This window comes from Bacillus cihuensis (genome assembly GCF_000504145.1).
Lineage (GTDB): Bacteria > Bacillota > Bacilli > Bacillales > DSM-1321 > Peribacillus > Peribacillus huizhouensis.
Map to the genome: position 1 here is coordinate 304,024 of NZ_KI632498.1, position 16,213 is coordinate 320,236.

At 36.7% G+C, this 16,213-nt stretch carries 18 protein-coding genes; 12 read left to right on the forward strand and 6 right to left on the reverse strand.

Annotated features, from left to right (window positions below; all coding sequences use genetic code 11):
• Window positions 1-8: 8 nt before the first annotated feature.
• The 9 genes from V179_RS0123285 (at window position 9) to V179_RS28590 (ending at window position 9,916) form a co-directional block, all read left to right on the forward strand.
• Window positions 9-266 carry a glutaredoxin family protein gene (locus tag V179_RS0123285; RefSeq protein WP_028393602.1) on the forward strand — a complete coding sequence of 86 codons (258 nt, stop codon included), beginning with the start codon at window positions 9-11 and terminating at the stop codon, window positions 264-266.
• A 395-nt stretch (window positions 267-661) separates the two neighbouring features.
• Entirely contained in the window at window positions 662-1,684 is a 1,023-nt protein-coding gene (locus V179_RS0123290; protein WP_028393603.1) for a sugar-binding transcriptional regulator, read from the forward strand.
• 62 nt (window positions 1,685-1,746) lie between these two features.
• Window positions 1,747-2,754, forward strand: a complete 1,008-nt coding sequence (gene gap, locus V179_RS0123295) for a type I glyceraldehyde-3-phosphate dehydrogenase (RefSeq protein WP_028393604.1) — start codon at window positions 1,747-1,749, stop codon at window positions 2,752-2,754.
• Window positions 2,755-3,023: 269 nt separating this feature from the next.
• Window positions 3,024-4,205 carry a phosphoglycerate kinase gene (locus V179_RS0123300; RefSeq protein WP_028393605.1) on the forward strand — a complete coding sequence of 394 codons (1,182 nt, stop codon included), beginning with the start codon at window positions 3,024-3,026 and terminating at the stop codon, window positions 4,203-4,205.
• 26 nt (window positions 4,206-4,231) lie between these two features.
• Complete coding sequence (tpiA, locus tag V179_RS0123305; RefSeq protein ID WP_028393606.1) at window positions 4,232-4,993, forward strand: triose-phosphate isomerase; 762 nt, start codon at window positions 4,232-4,234, stop codon at window positions 4,991-4,993.
• Entirely contained in the window at window positions 4,986-6,521 is a 1,536-nt protein-coding gene (gene gpmI, locus V179_RS0123310) for a 2,3-bisphosphoglycerate-independent phosphoglycerate mutase (RefSeq protein ID WP_028393607.1), read from the forward strand. The genes tpiA and gpmI overlap by 8 nt, the downstream gene beginning before the upstream one ends.
• Before the next feature lie 31 nt (window positions 6,522-6,552).
• Window positions 6,553-7,848: a phosphopyruvate hydratase gene (eno, locus tag V179_RS0123315; RefSeq protein ID WP_028393608.1), complete on the forward strand. Its 1,296-nt coding sequence runs from the start codon at window positions 6,553-6,555 to the stop codon at window positions 7,846-7,848.
• 160 nt (window positions 7,849-8,008) lie between these two features.
• On the forward strand, window positions 8,009-8,911 hold the full coding sequence (locus V179_RS0123320; RefSeq protein WP_028393609.1) for a tyrosine-type recombinase/integrase: 903 nt from the start codon (window positions 8,009-8,011) through the stop codon (window positions 8,909-8,911).
• Between the two features lie 123 nt (window positions 8,912-9,034).
• On the forward strand, window positions 9,035-9,916 hold the full coding sequence (locus tag V179_RS28590) for a hypothetical protein (RefSeq protein WP_235179220.1): 882 nt from the start codon (window positions 9,035-9,037) through the stop codon (window positions 9,914-9,916).
• 231 nt (window positions 9,917-10,147) lie between these two features.
• On the opposite strand, the gene V179_RS0123330 is transcribed toward V179_RS28590, so the two are convergent.
• The 6 genes from V179_RS0123330 to V179_RS0123355 all read right to left on the reverse strand — a co-directional run bounded on the left by V179_RS0123330 (window position 10,148) and on the right by V179_RS0123355 (window position 13,107).
• Window positions 10,148-10,585 carry a hypothetical protein gene (locus tag V179_RS0123330; RefSeq protein ID WP_028393610.1) on the reverse strand — a complete coding sequence of 146 codons (438 nt, stop codon included), beginning with the start codon at window positions 10,583-10,585 and terminating at the stop codon, window positions 10,148-10,150.
• A 374-nt stretch (window positions 10,586-10,959) separates the two neighbouring features.
• Window positions 10,960-11,544 (reverse strand): hypothetical protein, encoded by a 585-nt coding sequence (locus V179_RS0123335; protein ID WP_028393611.1) that lies wholly within the window; start codon window positions 11,542-11,544, stop codon window positions 10,960-10,962.
• A gap of 142 nt (window positions 11,545-11,686) precedes the next feature.
• Window positions 11,687-11,914, reverse strand: a complete 228-nt coding sequence (locus V179_RS0123340) for a hypothetical protein (RefSeq protein WP_028393612.1) — start codon at window positions 11,912-11,914, stop codon at window positions 11,687-11,689.
• Window positions 11,904-12,092, reverse strand: a complete 189-nt coding sequence (locus tag V179_RS0123345) for a hypothetical protein (RefSeq protein WP_152534804.1) — start codon at window positions 12,090-12,092, stop codon at window positions 11,904-11,906. The genes V179_RS0123340 and V179_RS0123345 overlap by 11 nt, the downstream gene beginning before the upstream one ends.
• Window positions 12,093-12,111: 19 nt before the next feature.
• A complete protein-coding gene (locus tag V179_RS0123350) occupies window positions 12,112-12,642 on the reverse strand; it encodes a DUF6241 domain-containing protein (protein WP_051405106.1) in 531 nt (176 codons plus the stop codon).
• Between the two features lie 222 nt (window positions 12,643-12,864).
• Window positions 12,865-13,107: a hypothetical protein gene (locus tag V179_RS0123355; protein WP_028393615.1), complete on the reverse strand. Its 243-nt coding sequence runs from the start codon at window positions 13,105-13,107 to the stop codon at window positions 12,865-12,867.
• Between the two features lie 328 nt (window positions 13,108-13,435).
• Between V179_RS0123355 and V179_RS0123360 the strand changes: the two genes are divergently transcribed.
• The 3 genes from V179_RS0123360 (at window position 13,436) to V179_RS28595 (ending at window position 16,178) form a co-directional block, all read left to right on the forward strand.
• Window positions 13,436-15,136, forward strand: coding sequence for a DEAD/DEAH box helicase (locus tag V179_RS0123360; RefSeq protein ID WP_034302361.1), 1,701 nt, complete (start codon window positions 13,436-13,438; stop codon window positions 15,134-15,136).
• 425 nt (window positions 15,137-15,561) lie between these two features.
• A complete protein-coding gene (locus V179_RS0123365) occupies window positions 15,562-15,759 on the forward strand; it encodes a hypothetical protein (protein WP_028393617.1) in 198 nt (65 codons plus the stop codon).
• Window positions 15,760-15,785: 26 nt separating this feature from the next.
• Window positions 15,786-16,178 (forward strand): HNH endonuclease, encoded by a 393-nt coding sequence (locus V179_RS28595; RefSeq protein ID WP_051405107.1) that lies wholly within the window; start codon window positions 15,786-15,788, stop codon window positions 16,176-16,178.
• The last annotated feature ends 35 nt before the right edge of the window (window positions 16,179-16,213 follow it).

Genomic DNA, 16,213 nt, shown 5'->3' on the forward strand with positions numbered 1-16,213 from the left:
AATAGTGAATGCTACCAAAAGAATGGAACTTATACACAAGAAGTAATTGTCCATTATGCGACAAAGCAAAGGTGATTCTAGAGCGGATCAAACAAGATACAAGCATCGATTTTAGAGAAATAGATATCTATACGAATGATGCGTTAATTGAACGATTTGGTCTCATGATTCCAGTTATAGAATGGCAAGGAGAGATTGTGCAGTACGGCCAAATTGACGAAATGAAATTACGTCAATTATGTATGGAGGACATGGGGCGAGTGTAGTGTGCTTTATGATATATTCTTCATGGTAACTGGTGGAGTTTTAACGCCATTCAGGTTTTGTTTGGGTAGTGGAAAAGGAAGCAGATAATCACTAACTTAAGCGGTGCTTCCAACTAGATGATAATTCCACTAGATACTATGTATATATAATAAATGGACTCCTATTTTGCAGATTATTTAAGTTTGGTTTTTCTTATAATAAATTACTAGGCCGCGGAATGTAACAGGCCGTTATTGCTTGAAAAATAAAAATTAGCATATAAGTTGAAGAACGTTTTTTTTCCTGCTAGAATAAGTATATAGCAGGAAAGAATTTTTTTTGCTCCTGGTGGGACGTAAAATGTCTAACTGGGACGAAAATAGTCCACAACTTATTCTTGAGGGGTTTACGAACGATGTATCCATTGCTCGATATACAAAAGAAAGTATTACCCGATTTGTTGGCGATTATGCAGAAACGATATGATATCCTGCGTTATATCAAGTTTATGCAACCTGTAGGGCGCCGAAGCTTAGCGAATAGTCTGGATTTGACAGAAAGAACGCTTCGTAGTGAAGTAGATTTCTTGAAAGATCAAAATCTAATTGAAGTTTTCAGCTCTGGAATGCGACTTTCTACCGAAGGAGTAGAAATACTCGAGCAACTAGAAGGAGTCATGCGGGAGATTTCGGGTATAGATAAAATGGAGCAAAAACTTAAGCAATTATTAAACGTTAATGAAGTTATTATCGTTGCTGGAAACAGTGATCAATCATCGTGGGTAAAAAGCGAATTAGGTAAAGCGGGAGCCGCCCGTATGAAAAAGGAATGGAAGGCTAAAAATATCATTGCAGTAACTGGCGGCTCGACAATGGCCGAAGTGGCCAAGATGTTAACCCCAGATTCAAATGGGAAAGATATTTTGTTTGTTCCGGCAAGAGGAGGTCTTGGTGAAGAAATTCAGAACCAAGCCAATGTAATTGTTGCCAAAATGGCGGAAAAAACAAATGCTGCATATAAAGTGCTCTATCTTCTCGATCAAGTCAGTGATGAAGCTTATCAATCGTTTATGAAAGAACCGATGATTAAAGATGTTATTTCATTAATAAAATCAGCTACTATCGTCCTGCATGGGATTGGTGATGCGATGGTGATGTCAGAAAGAAGAAAAACACCATCTGAAATTATCAAAACCCTTGAACAAAAAGAGGCTGTAGGTGAAGCTTTCGGCTATTACTTTGATGAAGATGGGGAAGTAGTTCACAAAGTACAAACCATTGGTATTCAGCTGGAAGACCTTGATCAAGCAAAGCGAGTGATCGCCGTTGCCGGTGGAGAATCTAAAGCAAAGGCAATTCGAGCTTATATGAAAAGAGCTCCACAAACCACGGTATTAATCACGGACGAAGCAGCGGCACAACAGTTAATAAAGGGATAAATTCCCTTTACTATATAATTTTATAAAATTCTTTTTTCAACTATAAAGGAGGAAATTTTATTATGACAGTAAAAGTTGGTATTAACGGATTTGGTCGTATCGGACGTAACGTTCTTCGTGCAGCATTAAAAAATTCAGATGTGGAAATCGTGGCAATTAACGATTTAACTGATGCAAACATGCTTGCACACCTTCTTCAATATGACACAGTGCACGGAACACTTGCAGAAACTGTATCAGTTGACGGAGACTACCTAGTAGTTGATGGACACAAAATCAAAGTTTTAGCAGAACGTGACCCTGCACAACTTGGATGGGGAGAACTAGGTGTTGAAGTAGTTGTTGAATCAACTGGACGTTTCACTGCTCGTAATGATGCAGCAAAACACCTTGAAGCTGGTGCGAAAAAAGTAATCATTTCTGCTCCTGCATCTGATGAAGATATCACAATCGTTATGGGTGTTAACGAAGATAAATATGATGCAGCTAACCACCACGTGCTTTCAAATGCATCATGTACAACAAACTGCTTAGCTCCATTTGCGAAAGTATTGAACGACAAGTTCGGAGTTAAACGTGGAATGATGACAACAATTCACTCATACACAAATGATCAACAAATTCTTGACTTGCCACACAAAGACTACCGTCGTGCACGTGCAGCAGCTGAGAACATGATTCCTACATCTACAGGTGCAGCGAAAGCAGTAGCTCTTGTATTACCAGAACTTAAAGGAAAACTTAACGGTATGGCTATGCGTGTTCCTACACCAAACGTATCAATTGTTGACCTTGTTGCTGAACTTGAAAAAGACGTTACAGCTGAAGATGTAAACAGTGCGTTAAAAGAAGCTGCTGAAGGCGAATTAAAAGGCATTCTTGCTTACAATGATCTTCCATTAGTATCTACTGACTACAATGGTGTTCCTGTTTCTTCTACAATTGACGGATTGTCTACAATGGTTATGGAAGGTAACATGGTTAAAGTACTTTCATGGTACGATAACGAAACTGGTTACTCAAACCGTGTAGTTGACCTAATCGATTACATCGCTAAAAAAGGTCTTTAATCTTTACAGAAATTAAACATTATTATTCCTGTGAATATTTGGCTAAAAAAGCGAAAAACATCTATAATAACAGTGAAAAGGGGAGACGGGATTATGCCCTCTCCCTTTTTGACTGATAAAAAGCAAGTGAAATTCTTCACCGCTAGCTTCCTGTGAAAAAGATGATTGCTCAAAGAAGGTAAAGAACCCCTTCATGGTTCAATCCCTATTTACTTCGGAAGCTGAACAAGGCGTTTACGCTTTTCTTAATTAAAGGAGGTTATTTGGTCATGAATAAGAAATCCATTAAGGAAATTAACGTAGCAGGTAAACGAGTTTTTTGCCGAGTTGATTTCAACGTACCGATGCAAGATGGTCAGGTTACCGATGATACAAGAATTCGTGCGGCATTACCGACAATTCAGCACTTGATTGATGCTGGAGCGAAAGTAATTCTAGCTAGTCACCTTGGACGCCCAAAGGGTCAGGTAGTGGAAGAGTTACGCTTAACTCCTGTTGCTAAGAGATTAAGTGAATTATTAGGTAAGGACGTTCGTAAAACAGACGAAGCATATGGGGAATCTGTTACACAACAAATCTCTGAAATGGTAGACGGAGACGTTTTACTTTTAGAAAATGTCCGTTTCTATCCTGGGGAAGAGAAGAATGATGCAGAATTGGCTAAATCTTTCGCTGAGCTTGCAGACGTATACGTAAATGATGCATTCGGTGCTGCTCACCGTGCCCATGCTTCAACAGAAGGGATTGCAAACTATATACCTGCTGTTGCTGGCTTGTTAATGGAAAAAGAATTAGAAGTACTTGGTAAAGCTCTTTCTAATCCTGAACGTCCGTTCACAGCTATCATTGGTGGTGCGAAAGTTAAAGATAAAATTGGTGTAATTGAAAATCTGCTAGAAAAAGTGGACAACTTAATTATCGGTGGTGGCTTAGCTTACACATTCGTTAAGTCAGAAGGTCATGAAATTGGTAAATCTCTTCTTGAAGCAGATAAAATTGAGCTTGCTCAATCTTTCATCCAAAAAGCAAAAGAAAAAGGCGTTAATTTATACATGCCTGTCGATGTTGTTGTAGCAGACGACTTCGGACCGGATGTAAACAATAAAGTAGTCGCTATTGACTCAATTCCAGCTGATTGGGAAGCACTTGATATCGGGCCAAAAACACGCGAAATCTACGCGGATGTAATTAACAACTCTAAACTTGTTATTTGGAATGGACCGATGGGTGTATTTGAACTTGACATCTTTGCAAATGGAACAAAACATGTTGCGCAAGCTCTTGCTGATTCATCTGCTTACAGCATCATTGGTGGTGGCGACTCAGCTGCAGCTGCTGAAAAATTCAAGCTTGCTGATAAAATGTCACACATCTCAACAGGTGGCGGTGCTTCCCTAGAGTTTATGGAAGGTAAAGAACTACCAGGTGTCGTAGCATTAAACGATAAATAAGATACGAAAGAGAGGACGGGACTAATATGCGTAAACCAATTATTGCAGGAAACTGGAAAATGAATAAAACACTTTCTGAGGCGAAAAGCTTTATAGAGGAAGTAAAAAGCCTTGTACCATCTTCTGATAAAATGGATTCCGTAGTATGTGCTCCAGCGCTATTCCTTGATCAATTAGTTACAGCTGCGAAAGGAACAGAAGTCAAAATTGGAGCTCAAAACATGCACTTTGAAGATAACGGCGCATTTACAGGTGAAATCAGTCCTGTTGCTCTTAGTGATATCGGTGTGAATTACGTCGTGATTGGTCACTCAGAGCGTCGCGAAATGTTCAACGAAACAGACGAAACAGTGAATAAAAAAGCGTTAGCAGCTTTTAAACATAATCTTGTTCCAATCGTTTGCTGTGGCGAAACATTAGAAGAGCGTGAAAGCGGTCAGACGAACGATTTAGTAGGAAAACAAATTGAGAAAGCACTTGAAGGCCTTACAGAAGAGCAAGTTCAAAATATGGTCATTGCCTATGAGCCAATTTGGGCAATTGGTACTGGCAAATCTTCTACTGCCGAAGATGCTAACGAAGTTTGTGCACATATCCGTTCTGTTGTAGCAAGTCAATTTTCAAAAGCTACATCTGAGGCTGTTCGTATTCAATACGGTGGAAGTGTGAAACCTGAGAATATTAAAGAATATATGGCTCAGTCTGATATTGACGGTGCATTAGTTGGCGGTGCAAGTCTTGAACCGCAATCGTTCTTGCAATTAGTAGAAGGTGGACAATATGAGTAAATCTCCTGTTGCAATTATCATCTTAGATGGATTCGGGTGCCGTACAGAAACAGCTGGCAACGCCGTGTCTGCTGCTAACAAGCCTAATTTTGACCGTTATTGGAGCCAATACCCGCATGCTCATTTAACGGCTAGTGGGGAAGCGGTAGGGTTACCAGAAGGCCAAATGGGGAATTCTGAAGTAGGCCATCTAAATATCGGTGCAGGCCGAATTGTTTATCAAAGCTTAACTCGTGTTAACGTGGCGATTCGTAGCGGAGAGTTTGAACAAAACGAAACATTCCTTGCTGCGATTAACGACGCGAAAACAAGGGATAAAAGCCTACACTTATTCGGTTTACTGTCTGATGGCGGGGTACATAGCCATATTGAACATTTATTTGCTCTTCTTAAACTTTGTGCAGATGAAGGATTAAAGAAAGTATATGTTCATGCATTTTTAGACGGTCGTGATGTAGCGCCTCAATCTGCCTTAGGCTATATTGAAGCGACAGAAGCGAAAATGAAAGAACTTGGTGTTGGTCAGTTTGCGACGATTTCTGGACGTTATTACAGTATGGACCGTGACAAACGTTGGGAACGTGTCGAGAAAACATATCGATCAATGGTTTACGGAGAAGGACCAAGCTACCGTTCTGCTAAGGAATGTGTAGAGGATTCTTATAATAATGGAATCTTCGATGAATTCGTCCTTCCTTCTGTTATTGTCGGTGATGACGAAAAACCGGTTACGACGATTCAAGATGAAGATTCAGTGATCTTCTATAATTTCCGTCCAGATCGAGCTATCCAAACGTCAAATACGTTTACGAATAAAGATTTTCGTTCGTTTGACCGGGGTCCAGGGCATCCCAAGAATCTGCATTTCGTCTGCTTAACTTTATTTTCTGAATCAGTGGACGGCTTTGTAGCATTCAAACCGATGAACCTTGATAACACATTAGGTGAAGTTCTTTCTCAAAATAATCTGACCCAGTTGCGAATTGCAGAAACGGAAAAATATCCTCACGTTACCTTCTTTATGAGTGGTGGACGTGAAGCGGAGTTCCCAGGGGAAGAGCGAATTTTGATTAATTCACCTAAAGTTGCTACGTATGATCTGAAGCCTGAAATGAGCGCATATGAAGTAACTGATGCACTACTAGGCGAAATTGCCGCGGATAAGTTTGACGCCATCATTCTTAACTTTGCAAACCCTGATATGGTAGGCCATTCAGGTATGCTAGAACCAACTGTTAAAGCAATTGAAGCGGTTGATGAATGTCTTGGAAAGGTTGTCGATGCCATCGTTGCAAAAGGCGGTACGGCAATCATTACAGCTGACCATGGTAACGCTGATGAAGTAATTACATTGGAAGGAAATCCAATGACAGCACATACAACAAACCCTGTACCTGTTATTGTTACGAAAAATGATGTAACATTAAGAACGGACGGGATACTAGGAGATCTAGCACCAACGATGCTTGATTTACTAAAAGTTGAAAAACCTGTTGAAATGACAGGAACGTCTATCATTTCAAAATAAAACGGATTGTAAAAAAAAGGAGCGAATTATTATGCCATTCATTCAACACGTATACGGACGCGAAGTACTTGACTCTCGCGGAAACCCAACAGTAGAAGTAGAAATTATGACAGAATCTGGATTCTTCGGACGAGCTATTGTTCCATCTGGAGCATCTACTGGTGAGCACGAAGCTGTAGAACTTCGTGACGGAGACAAATCTCGTTACCTTGGTAAAGGTGTTCAAAACGCAGTAGATAACGTAAACAACGTAATCGCTGAAGCAATTATCGGTTTTGACGTAACGGACCAAGCTGGAGTTGACCGTGCAATGATCGAATTAGACGGTACAGAAAACAAAGGGAAACTAGGAGCGAATGCGATTCTTGGTGTATCTATGGCAGTTGCTCATGCAGCAGCAGAATCTGTAGGACTTTCTTTATACCGTTACCTTGGTGGTTTCAATGCGAAACAATTGCCAACTCCAATGATGAACATCATTAACGGTGGATCTCATGCAGATAACAACGTAGACTTCCAAGAATTCATGATTCTTCCTGTTGGAGCACCAACATTCAAAGAAGCAATCCGTATGGGTGCAGAAGTATTCCATGCATTGAAATCAGTTCTTTCTGCTAAAGGCTTGAATACAGCAGTTGGTGATGAAGGTGGATTTGCTCCAAACCTTGGTTCAAACCGTGAAGCACTTGAAGTAATTATTGAAGCAATCGAAAAAGCAGGTTATAAAGCTGGAGAAGACATTTACCTTGGAATGGACGTTGCTTCTTCTGAATTCTATAACAAAGAAACAGGCAAATACGATCTTGTTGGCGAAGGCCGTACTGGCTTAACTTCTGAAGAAATGGTTAATTTCTACGAAGAGCTAGTTAACGAATTCCCAATTCTTTCAATCGAAGATGGCTTAGATGAAAACGACTGGGAAGGTCACAAACTATTGACTGACCGCATTGGCGGAAAAGTTCAATTAGTTGGAGATGACTTGTTCGTTACAAACACGAAGAAGCTTGCTGAAGGAATTGAAAAAGGAATCGCTAACTCAATCCTAATCAAAGTAAACCAAATCGGTACTTTAACTGAAACATTTGAAGCAATCGAAATGGCAAAACGCGCAGGCTACACAGCTGTTGTTTCTCACCGTTCTGGTGAAACAGAAGATGCAACAATTGCAGACATCGCTGTTGCTACAAACGCTGGCCAAATCAAAACTGGTTCTATGTCACGTACAGACCGTATCGCTAAATACAACCAACTTCTTCGCATCGAAGACGAGCTTGGCGAATTAGCTGTTTACGCTGGAATTAAGAGTTTTTACAACCTTAAAAAGTAATCATTTTTAAGGAAAAAACACCTGAACTTTGTCGTACACAGCACTTTTGAACAACTTAAGTTATGTAGTACATCGAAGTGAACTAAGCAATACAAATGTATCGCCACAACCCCTGATTTATGAGTGTGATAAACGCTTATGAATCGGGGGTTTTTTGATGTTGATAAAGGACTTGCTGAAAGAATTTACATTCGATTTAAAAATCAAAAAATATTCTTCAAGAACCATAGAAACTTATAACTATAATGCGGGTCAATTAATCAAATATTTGAATGAACATCATGAAGTCACCGAAATTGAAGATGTGTCCACAATTCACATTAAGAAATTTGTTCAGCATCAATTGGACATTGGAAACAAGGCAACTTACATCAATAGTTTGATTAAATCGCTTCGAGCATTTTACACATATCTGGTGGCAGAGGAATACGTCACGTTAAACATCATGGTTCGTATCAAGTTGTTGAAAGAAGATAAAACGATCATTCAGACATTTACTGATAAAGAAGTCGCAAAAATGATTGAAGCATACGATTTTAGAACGTATTTGAACGCTCGTAACAAACTTATTGTTGCAATGTTTACTGATACTGGCATCAGATGCTCGGAATTAATCAATTTGGAAACTGACTGGATAAATGAAACCAATATAAAAATATTCGGCAAAAGTGCTAAATGGAGGTATGTTCCAATGAGTCTTATGCTTCGAAAGTACATGATTCGATATGAGCGAATAAAAGAAGGGTATTTCAAAAAGAAGTCACTGGAGCACAATAATTATTTTTTATCGAGAAGTGGCAGACCGTTAACAAGTGTGCAAATTGAAAATGTGGTACGAGATGCAGGGAAGTTGGCTGGAGTACGAAAGGAAATACGCTGTAGTCCACATACGCTTAGACATTATTCGATTCAATCTAATTTAAGGAATGGATTGGATTTGTATAGTTGCAGTAGGATAGCAGGGCATGAAAATATTCAAGTCACCAAGCGATACCTACAAGGGATTGAAACAGAGAATATTTTAGAAATGGCTCAAAAGACAAGCCCATTAATGAATTTATAACAAAATAAAAAAACGTGTTCCTCAGTTTGGCGACCAAGAACACGTTTTATACCACAAATCCGAGAAGGACCTGCTTACACTTATTGTAGCATGTTTCTTCTCCATGAAAAAGGAGAATGAATAATGAATGGTATTATTAAAAGACGTAAAACAGCCGATTATGCACAAATTCATAATAACGCTTTACAAGGATTAGAAGATATTCGTTCAATCGGATTGATTGCTCATTTAATGTCACTTCCTGAGGATTGGGTTATAAAAAAGATGCAACTTTATAATAAATTTGGCAGAGGACCGATAACAAACGGAATAAAAGAACTTGAGGAGAAAAGATACTGGGTTGATATTAAGTATCGTGATGGCAAAAAGAATTTTCATTATTACAATGCAAGTGATATTCCTTTTAATGATGAGGAAGTAAAGGTATTTATCAAAGAAGTGGTTTCTTTGGGATTTAAGATCTTGGAGATCAGCGAACCATTTAGTCATTTACTTTCAAGTGGCGAAAATCACCAATTGAAAGAAGCGAGTAAAGCAATGGATTCTTCAATTGCCGATTCTGAACAATTGATAGTCAATAATTCAAAGTCAAATGTTGAAAATCGACAAGTATTAAATAAATATAAAAAAACAAACAATAAACAAATAAATAATAATAAACAAACATTGTTAATTAACAAGGAATTAACAGCAGACGAATTTAAGATTTGTTTAACTAATTCTTGTAATGAATTTTATACGGAATTTGCACTCAATAGATGGAATAAGAAATCATGGAACGCACTCGTAAATGCTTTTGTTAGTGAAACAATACAATCAAGGAGATACATAAATGTGTCAGCGGATAAAGTAAAAGGATATGCCTATAAATCACTAAAGAACATGGCTAATAGATTTGATTTGAAAAATGGGAGAAAGGAATCTGCGTCAGTGGTTAGCGCTAACAGTCCTTTTCCGTTTTATAACTGGCTGGAAGATGATATTGATGAAGAAATACCGTATTAATAAATTTTAAATATTATCGGTCAGCTTTGACATGTATTTTGAGTACTATATAAATCTATTCAAAGTTAATTTACTGTCAAAGCTGACGTATTTAGGTGGTTATGGTGATGAGAGAATAATAAACTACTGTCCTTTTAAAAATATAAAGTTTATAATCGTATGATAAAAAACGCCAGTTCAATGAGCTGACGGTCTAATGTTTAAAAGCTCGGCATTCATCTGAATATTTTTCTAAAGGTTCATTTTCTTTGATTTTTCAAGAAGTTTTGAAGCAATCATGTAAATAACGTCATCGCTCGTCATAAACATATGTTGTATTTTGCCATTCACAACTAAATCATAGTCGATACATTCAACTATACTTGTAATATGATTATTATTATAATGACTCTCAATTTCGATTTTGTCATTTTTAAATTTTAATGAATGATGAATTTTAAAAGGCAAACGACTATTTTCATTGAATTGGTGAACTGCTCCGATTATTCCAATGAAATAACTCATTTTAATTTCATCAGTAATTGTTTTTAATATCAAATCTGCTTCAGTGTATAAAACATCTGATTCATTCATTATCAAACCCAATTCATGCCTATGCAATTTAATTGATCTCATTAATCCTTCTTGTGCGTTTATTTCTTTTGCTAGTGTTATAATGTTCGTTGTCATAATAAGTATTCCTCCAATTAATTTGTTGTTTTTGTTTCATGACGTTATTGTCTTGAAAAGAATTTATTTGTCAGGCAACCTCGGAGAAATTTTTCAAAAAATTTTTTCTATCATTATAATAGTGAGAGAAATGATCCATTTGCATGTATCAAGATTGCGTTTAATTTAATTTCTAATTGGATTTCATGAAACGGTTAAAGTCGAATGCTGACCTATGCAAATGGTTTTAATGCAAACAAAAGACGCCCTCGAAAGGACGTTTATCTATCAAAGCCTATTTTCTTTTCGTTTAATTCTAGATTTTCGACAACAAAAATACCTTAGGTATATTCCCATCTAACAAAAACATGATATATCACCCGACGTTTAGTTGATTATTTAAAATAAGCTTCAAAAACTTCTTCGGGGATTTCTCCGTAACGATAAGCTTTGCCACCCATGATTTCAACCAGTTTGTAACAACGGGCAACTTCATGACCTTGTTCATTTTTGTTGCCAGGTACTAAATCTTCAAAAGCTACAATTGTTTCAGATAATGGTCTGTCCAGCAATTCCTTAGGGTTTAAATCATAATTTACGGTGAAATCTGTAGTTGTATGATACGGCTTGTGAATTAAGATGGTTGTATCATTAGCATATTCGGCTGACGAGCATAAATCGTCCCAACGGTCACCAACAATATACCCTAAAGCATCTTCGATTGTATCATTGAAATCTTCATCATTCAGCGTAATGATAATATTGCCTTTTTCGTCAAAAGCAACTTCGTCCTCATCAATGTCGCCATTTTTAAGTTCTTCAGCTAAACTTTCAGCGTAAAATTTTTGCATTTCCACTTTTTCGTCAGTTGTCACGATAAGCAAATTGTTTAGATCCTCGTTGTAGTACATCGTTTTCTTTTCATTTCCAGCGATTTTGCTGAATACAGTTCCTTCATAAGTTAATTCAATTTTATTCATTTTAATTTCCTCCGATATGTTTGTTCTTTTTGTTTTACTTACAATTGCATTGTATTGAGAAAAAATAAAATGTAAGGCAAGTTAATTCATTTATCGAAAAAAATTTAAAACATAAAAAAATAACGCACCTTTTGGCACGTTATTAACAATCACTATGGTCAAATCTTTCATCTTTACACATGGCCTCCAACCTTATCTGCTCCATAGCCTTTACTCTTTGTTTGGCATTCTGCTCCGCAATTTCAGTACGTTTATGTAGTTCTGGGTCGTATGTAATCATAAATAATTGATACAACATAACACATATCATCAGGACCATTCCTACCGTCAAGCCAACGAAAGTAAGGATTGTCTTAATATTATCCCTCATCATAATCCCTTACATATTCCTGACCGTTTAGCTTCGCAATATCACGTTCAATTTGTTGGCTCCATGGGAAGAAATAAACTTGATACTTCATATTATTTCTGTTCCTTGCTGTATATTCAAGATCATGTCCCAGCTTCACAAGATCAACCATTAACTGCTTTTTATAAACGAGTTGCATTCTTGGTTTCTCCTCTATTTTAATCATCTCCCTGTTTTGTAGTTGGCTCAATGTCAAAGTGCTCCTCGATAAATGCTTTTTCTTCCTCTGCTGAGTAAATTCCAATTGCTTCACCCACTGTTCCATCTTGCATGTGCCACACAACATTATGGTCAGAATCTACCCGAGAAAAATCATTTTTCGACCAGCGATTAAGGATATCTAAATACAAACCTTTTTCTTTGTATTCATTAGCTTCAACAACAGCTTTCAACCTTGTTACACGTTCGGCACTTAGTGGTATAAAGCCCCACTTGTCGCTGGCCTTGACCTTTTGATGCGACATGCCATGAATTGCATTTTGCACAGCCATATCAGACATATCCATTGGAAATTCTTGTTCAACTGGTTCTGCAGCTGTTTCTTTTATTTCAATGATTTTACCGCCATCATTTTTAGAAGCGCTTTCTTCAATTGCTACAGATTTTTTGGGTATTGAATCATATGTGTAAAATATGATTGTTCCAGCAATGGCGATGGAACTAACCGTTATTAATAAAATTTTTTTCATTGGGTTGATATTCTCCTATGTTTGCTGTGCAAAGAGCGCACAGCAGATTTTAACCAAATCAACTCTGATTTGGTTAACGAGTCCAATTGTGAACTGGTTAAATCCCGAGGTCATTTGAAATGACCTCAGATTCCAGACGTGCAAACTTTGCACAGCCAGAATCAAATCTCACATCATTTCAAATGACGTAAGATTCCAAGGTCGTTTGAAACGACTTTAGATTTATCCCACGTATCGTTTCAATTCCGTTCGTACTTCATTAATGAGTTCATGTTCAGTTTCTCCAGTAGCTATATAATGCTGAATATTCAAAATGATATTTTCGTAAACAAGTTGGGGTAGTGGATAAAAATTATCTTCATCATCGAGCGTATAATTGAAAGTTTCTCCTGTTATATCATCGTAAGCAACCCCGTTTAACAATCTCAAAGATGCCTGTCGTTTCATATCAAATACATATTTCATTTGTATCGCTCCTCATTTTGTATTTACTTCATTATAAGTCGGAAAAAATTGGCAGCATAGATGTAATCGTCAGAAAAATAAAAAAAACGAAAGAATTTTCCCTCAGTCGTGTTCCTTCATTTAAGAACAAAATTCTCTTCCAAAAAATAAATCTTGAAATCTCGTTTACAGCTCAAATCGGTTCAATATAATAGTCGAGTCCTGAAAGACAAATAAAAAAATTTAAACATCAAGGACGATAAACGACATTACAATCAACTTTTTGTTATCGCTATAAGAGAATTGATCTCAATGTTGTTCATTGTCCTATTACAAGGAGACGACTATCATGGAGAAAAAAATTAACTACATTACGGAAGTATTGACTAAAGAACATTTGAAAAATATGCTCGACCATAAAGAAGGATTCACATTAATTGTTTCACCTACAGGAACTGGAAAATCTACTTTCATTATTGAGGATATAATCAAACCACATTTTGAAAATGAGCGTTATGGTTTTGGTAAAGGAATTTATCAGGATATTGCCAGCAAGAAGATTTTGGTTATGGCGAACAGAACAGCAGTTGTCCTAAAATTCAATGACGATGTGGAAAAAGCATGTGAAGATATGGGAATTTACAGAGCAAAAGGCATAACAGTTGCCAGTTATCAAAAGGTGTCTCATGGTGACATGCTTTTTGAAATAGAAGAAGCTGAAATTATCCTATGTGATGAAGCTCATTACTTTGTTGCTGACGCATGGAACGGAACAACAGGAAAAATCATGGGAAAGATTCTTGAAGTATCTGAAAAGAAGCCCGTTATCTTCTTTACTGCCACACCACAACAAATTACCAAGTATTTCAATCACATAGGTATCAAAAACTACAAGGAATTTGATTTCAGGGACATGGTTGGATTTAATGATCGAATGGACTTCATTTGTACCAATAAGGACTTGGAAAAAATTATCAAGGAGATTGATAAAACCGAAAAAATAATGGTATTTGTTGCTGATATGACTTCCAGAGCAATGATTGCAAGAATGTGCCAAAAATATCGAAATAAAGGCTATCAAGTTGAGTTCTATCATTCCGTTTGGGTCAAGTTACCTGATGGAAGATTTAACGGATTAAAAATACCAGACATGGCTGCTAAAGTTGGACAACTGGTTAACAATAAGAAGTTTGATACTCAAATCGCTATTGCCAATAAAGCAATAGACAATGGTATCGACATTATTGACCCTGATTTTAAACATATCATCCTATTGAATCAATATGACCATGTTCAGATCCAACAGATGGCAGGACGTAAACGTTTTGACATTAACAATCCTAATGACCGTTTAACTGTATGGTTAACAACAGAAAACCAACCTACTTTGCAAAATCTTTATGACCAAATAATCGCTCAAATACGTTTCATTAAGAAATTCAAGGAGTATCGCTCTGAAAATATAGAATCTGCAAAAACTAGTCTGAGGAACTTTACTGGGAATAAAAATAAGTTAGATGAAGAAATAGCAAAATTAGCGGAATTATGGGTAGTTGATTCCTATTTCGCTGATGAAGTCATTTTCGAAGAATCTGAAAATCTCAAATTAACGAAAAAACTCGTTCAAAGTGGGGAATTTGCCAAACTTTTGAGTTACCAATTGGATTACATTTCACCACTTATATGTAAACACCTAATGGATACAGAAGAAGCATTGCCTACTGATGAACTTCAAAGCATTGTTAAAAATTATATAAAATTGGTCAAGGAACTATTCGATAGACCTGCTTCTATTCAATGGCGAAATAAATATATCGCTTCCGAGGAAAACAAACTGGAATTTAAAAAGCGTATAACAGATGAATTGGTTCCATATCTGAATGATCTATTAGGTATCAAATTGTTTGATGATGAAAAGAGTTCATTTGAAGAAAAAATGAAAACGATTAATGAATTTATCAGTGCTCATGGATTTAAAGTAAATGATAAACGGCAGACGTTTAATGAGAAGAAAAAAACAGTTTGGGTTGTCGTAAAGATAGAGTCATAGGACGATAAATGACATTAGAACTCATTTCCTTTAAACGTCTTTAAGAGAACGAATCTTAATGACGCTTAATGTCCTCAAAAAACAATAGATGCAACTGAGCGTCAGCGAAGTTAAGGAATGCTGTCAAGCATTCCAGCCCTAGGCTGTGTCTGGGCCCATCGGAGATAGTCAACTTAAACAATATTTATATTGTGGGTTGCAGACTGCGCTTAGCACCCTTAACTCGTCACTCCGTTCCGAGTTGCAACGGTTGTAGCTTCGCTGGTTATTTATATTATTTATCAATTTGCTACTTACATCCATCTAGCAGAACGTATATATATTAAGAATATATGATTAGTAGATTAACAATGTACGATTAATAGAGAGTTAGCCTATCAGCGATGTATAAATAATATATGAACAATAAAAACGGAGGTTATCAAATGGACAAGTTAGAAACACAAGTAACAAAACTGCCGTCATACATCAAACAATGGTATGCTGACAGAGCTAAAAAATTCGGACAAAAGGCACAACCATATGCAAGTATGATCTTAATTCAATATGCTATTGAAAACGGTGCTGAGGAACCTAAAGATAAACGTAAATTTGATAAAGGCGATTATATGATTGAACACTAGTAAAAATAAAAAGGAGATAATACACAATGCCAAGAATGAAGTTATGTGATTGTTGTGGGAAAATGCACCCTGATACTGAAAGATGTGTTTGTAGAAGAGAAGCAAGAAGATTCAATAATCAAAACAAAAACCCTGAAATGAAAAAATTCTTTAACTCAGCCAGATGGAAAAAGTTGAGATTAAAAGTATTAAAACGTGACCAAGAGGTCTGTCTTCGCTGTTTAATCAAATATAATGTAGTTGTTAAGGATAATTTAGAAGCACATCATATTAAATCTCGTTTGAATTATCCTGAACTTACGTTTGAAGAATCAAACATTATTACGCTATGTAAATCATGTAATACTCATTTAGGAACAAATGATAAACTAGATTTTAAATATGAAGTTCCGAAGGATGATTGGGAGCCAGTATTATAACAATGCTGGCTTATTTTAATTGATTGCGTTTAACC

Coding starts and splice junctions, on each gene's coding strand:
- V179_RS28590 (WP_235179220.1), top strand. CDS start 9,035: ATGAATGGTATTATTAAAAGACGTAAAACAGCCGATTATGCACAAATT.
- V179_RS0123300 (WP_028393605.1), top strand. CDS start 3,024: ATGAATAAGAAATCCATTAAGGAAATTAACGTAGCAGGTAAACGAGTT.
- V179_RS0123335 (WP_028393611.1), bottom strand. CDS start 11,544: ATGAATAAAATTGAATTAACTTATGAAGGAACTGTATTCAGCAAAATC.
- V179_RS0123360 (WP_034302361.1), top strand. CDS start 13,436: ATGGAGAAAAAAATTAACTACATTACGGAAGTATTGACTAAAGAACAT.
- V179_RS0123365 (WP_028393617.1), top strand. CDS start 15,562: ATGGACAAGTTAGAAACACAAGTAACAAAACTGCCGTCATACATCAAA.
- gap (WP_028393604.1), top strand. CDS start 1,747: ATGACAGTAAAAGTTGGTATTAACGGATTTGGTCGTATCGGACGTAAC.
- V179_RS28595 (WP_051405107.1), top strand. CDS start 15,786: ATGCCAAGAATGAAGTTATGTGATTGTTGTGGGAAAATGCACCCTGAT.
- V179_RS0123290 (WP_028393603.1), top strand. CDS start 662: ATGTATCCATTGCTCGATATACAAAAGAAAGTATTACCCGATTTGTTG.
- eno (WP_028393608.1), top strand. CDS start 6,553: ATGCCATTCATTCAACACGTATACGGACGCGAAGTACTTGACTCTCGC.
- V179_RS0123350 (WP_051405106.1), bottom strand. CDS start 12,642: ATGAAAAAAATTTTATTAATAACGGTTAGTTCCATCGCCATTGCTGGA.
- V179_RS0123355 (WP_028393615.1), bottom strand. CDS start 13,107: ATGAAATATGTATTTGATATGAAACGACAGGCATCTTTGAGATTGTTA.
- V179_RS0123330 (WP_028393610.1), bottom strand. CDS start 10,585: ATGACAACGAACATTATAACACTAGCAAAAGAAATAAACGCACAAGAA.
- tpiA (WP_028393606.1), top strand. CDS start 4,232: ATGCGTAAACCAATTATTGCAGGAAACTGGAAAATGAATAAAACACTT.
- V179_RS0123285 (WP_028393602.1), top strand. CDS start 9: ATGCTACCAAAAGAATGGAACTTATACACAAGAAGTAATTGTCCATTA.
- V179_RS0123345 (WP_152534804.1), bottom strand. CDS start 12,092: ATGCAACTCGTTTATAAAAAGCAGTTAATGGTTGATCTTGTGAAGCTG.
- gpmI (WP_028393607.1), top strand. CDS start 4,986: ATGAGTAAATCTCCTGTTGCAATTATCATCTTAGATGGATTCGGGTGC.
- V179_RS0123340 (WP_028393612.1), bottom strand. CDS start 11,914: ATGAGGGATAATATTAAGACAATCCTTACTTTCGTTGGCTTGACGGTA.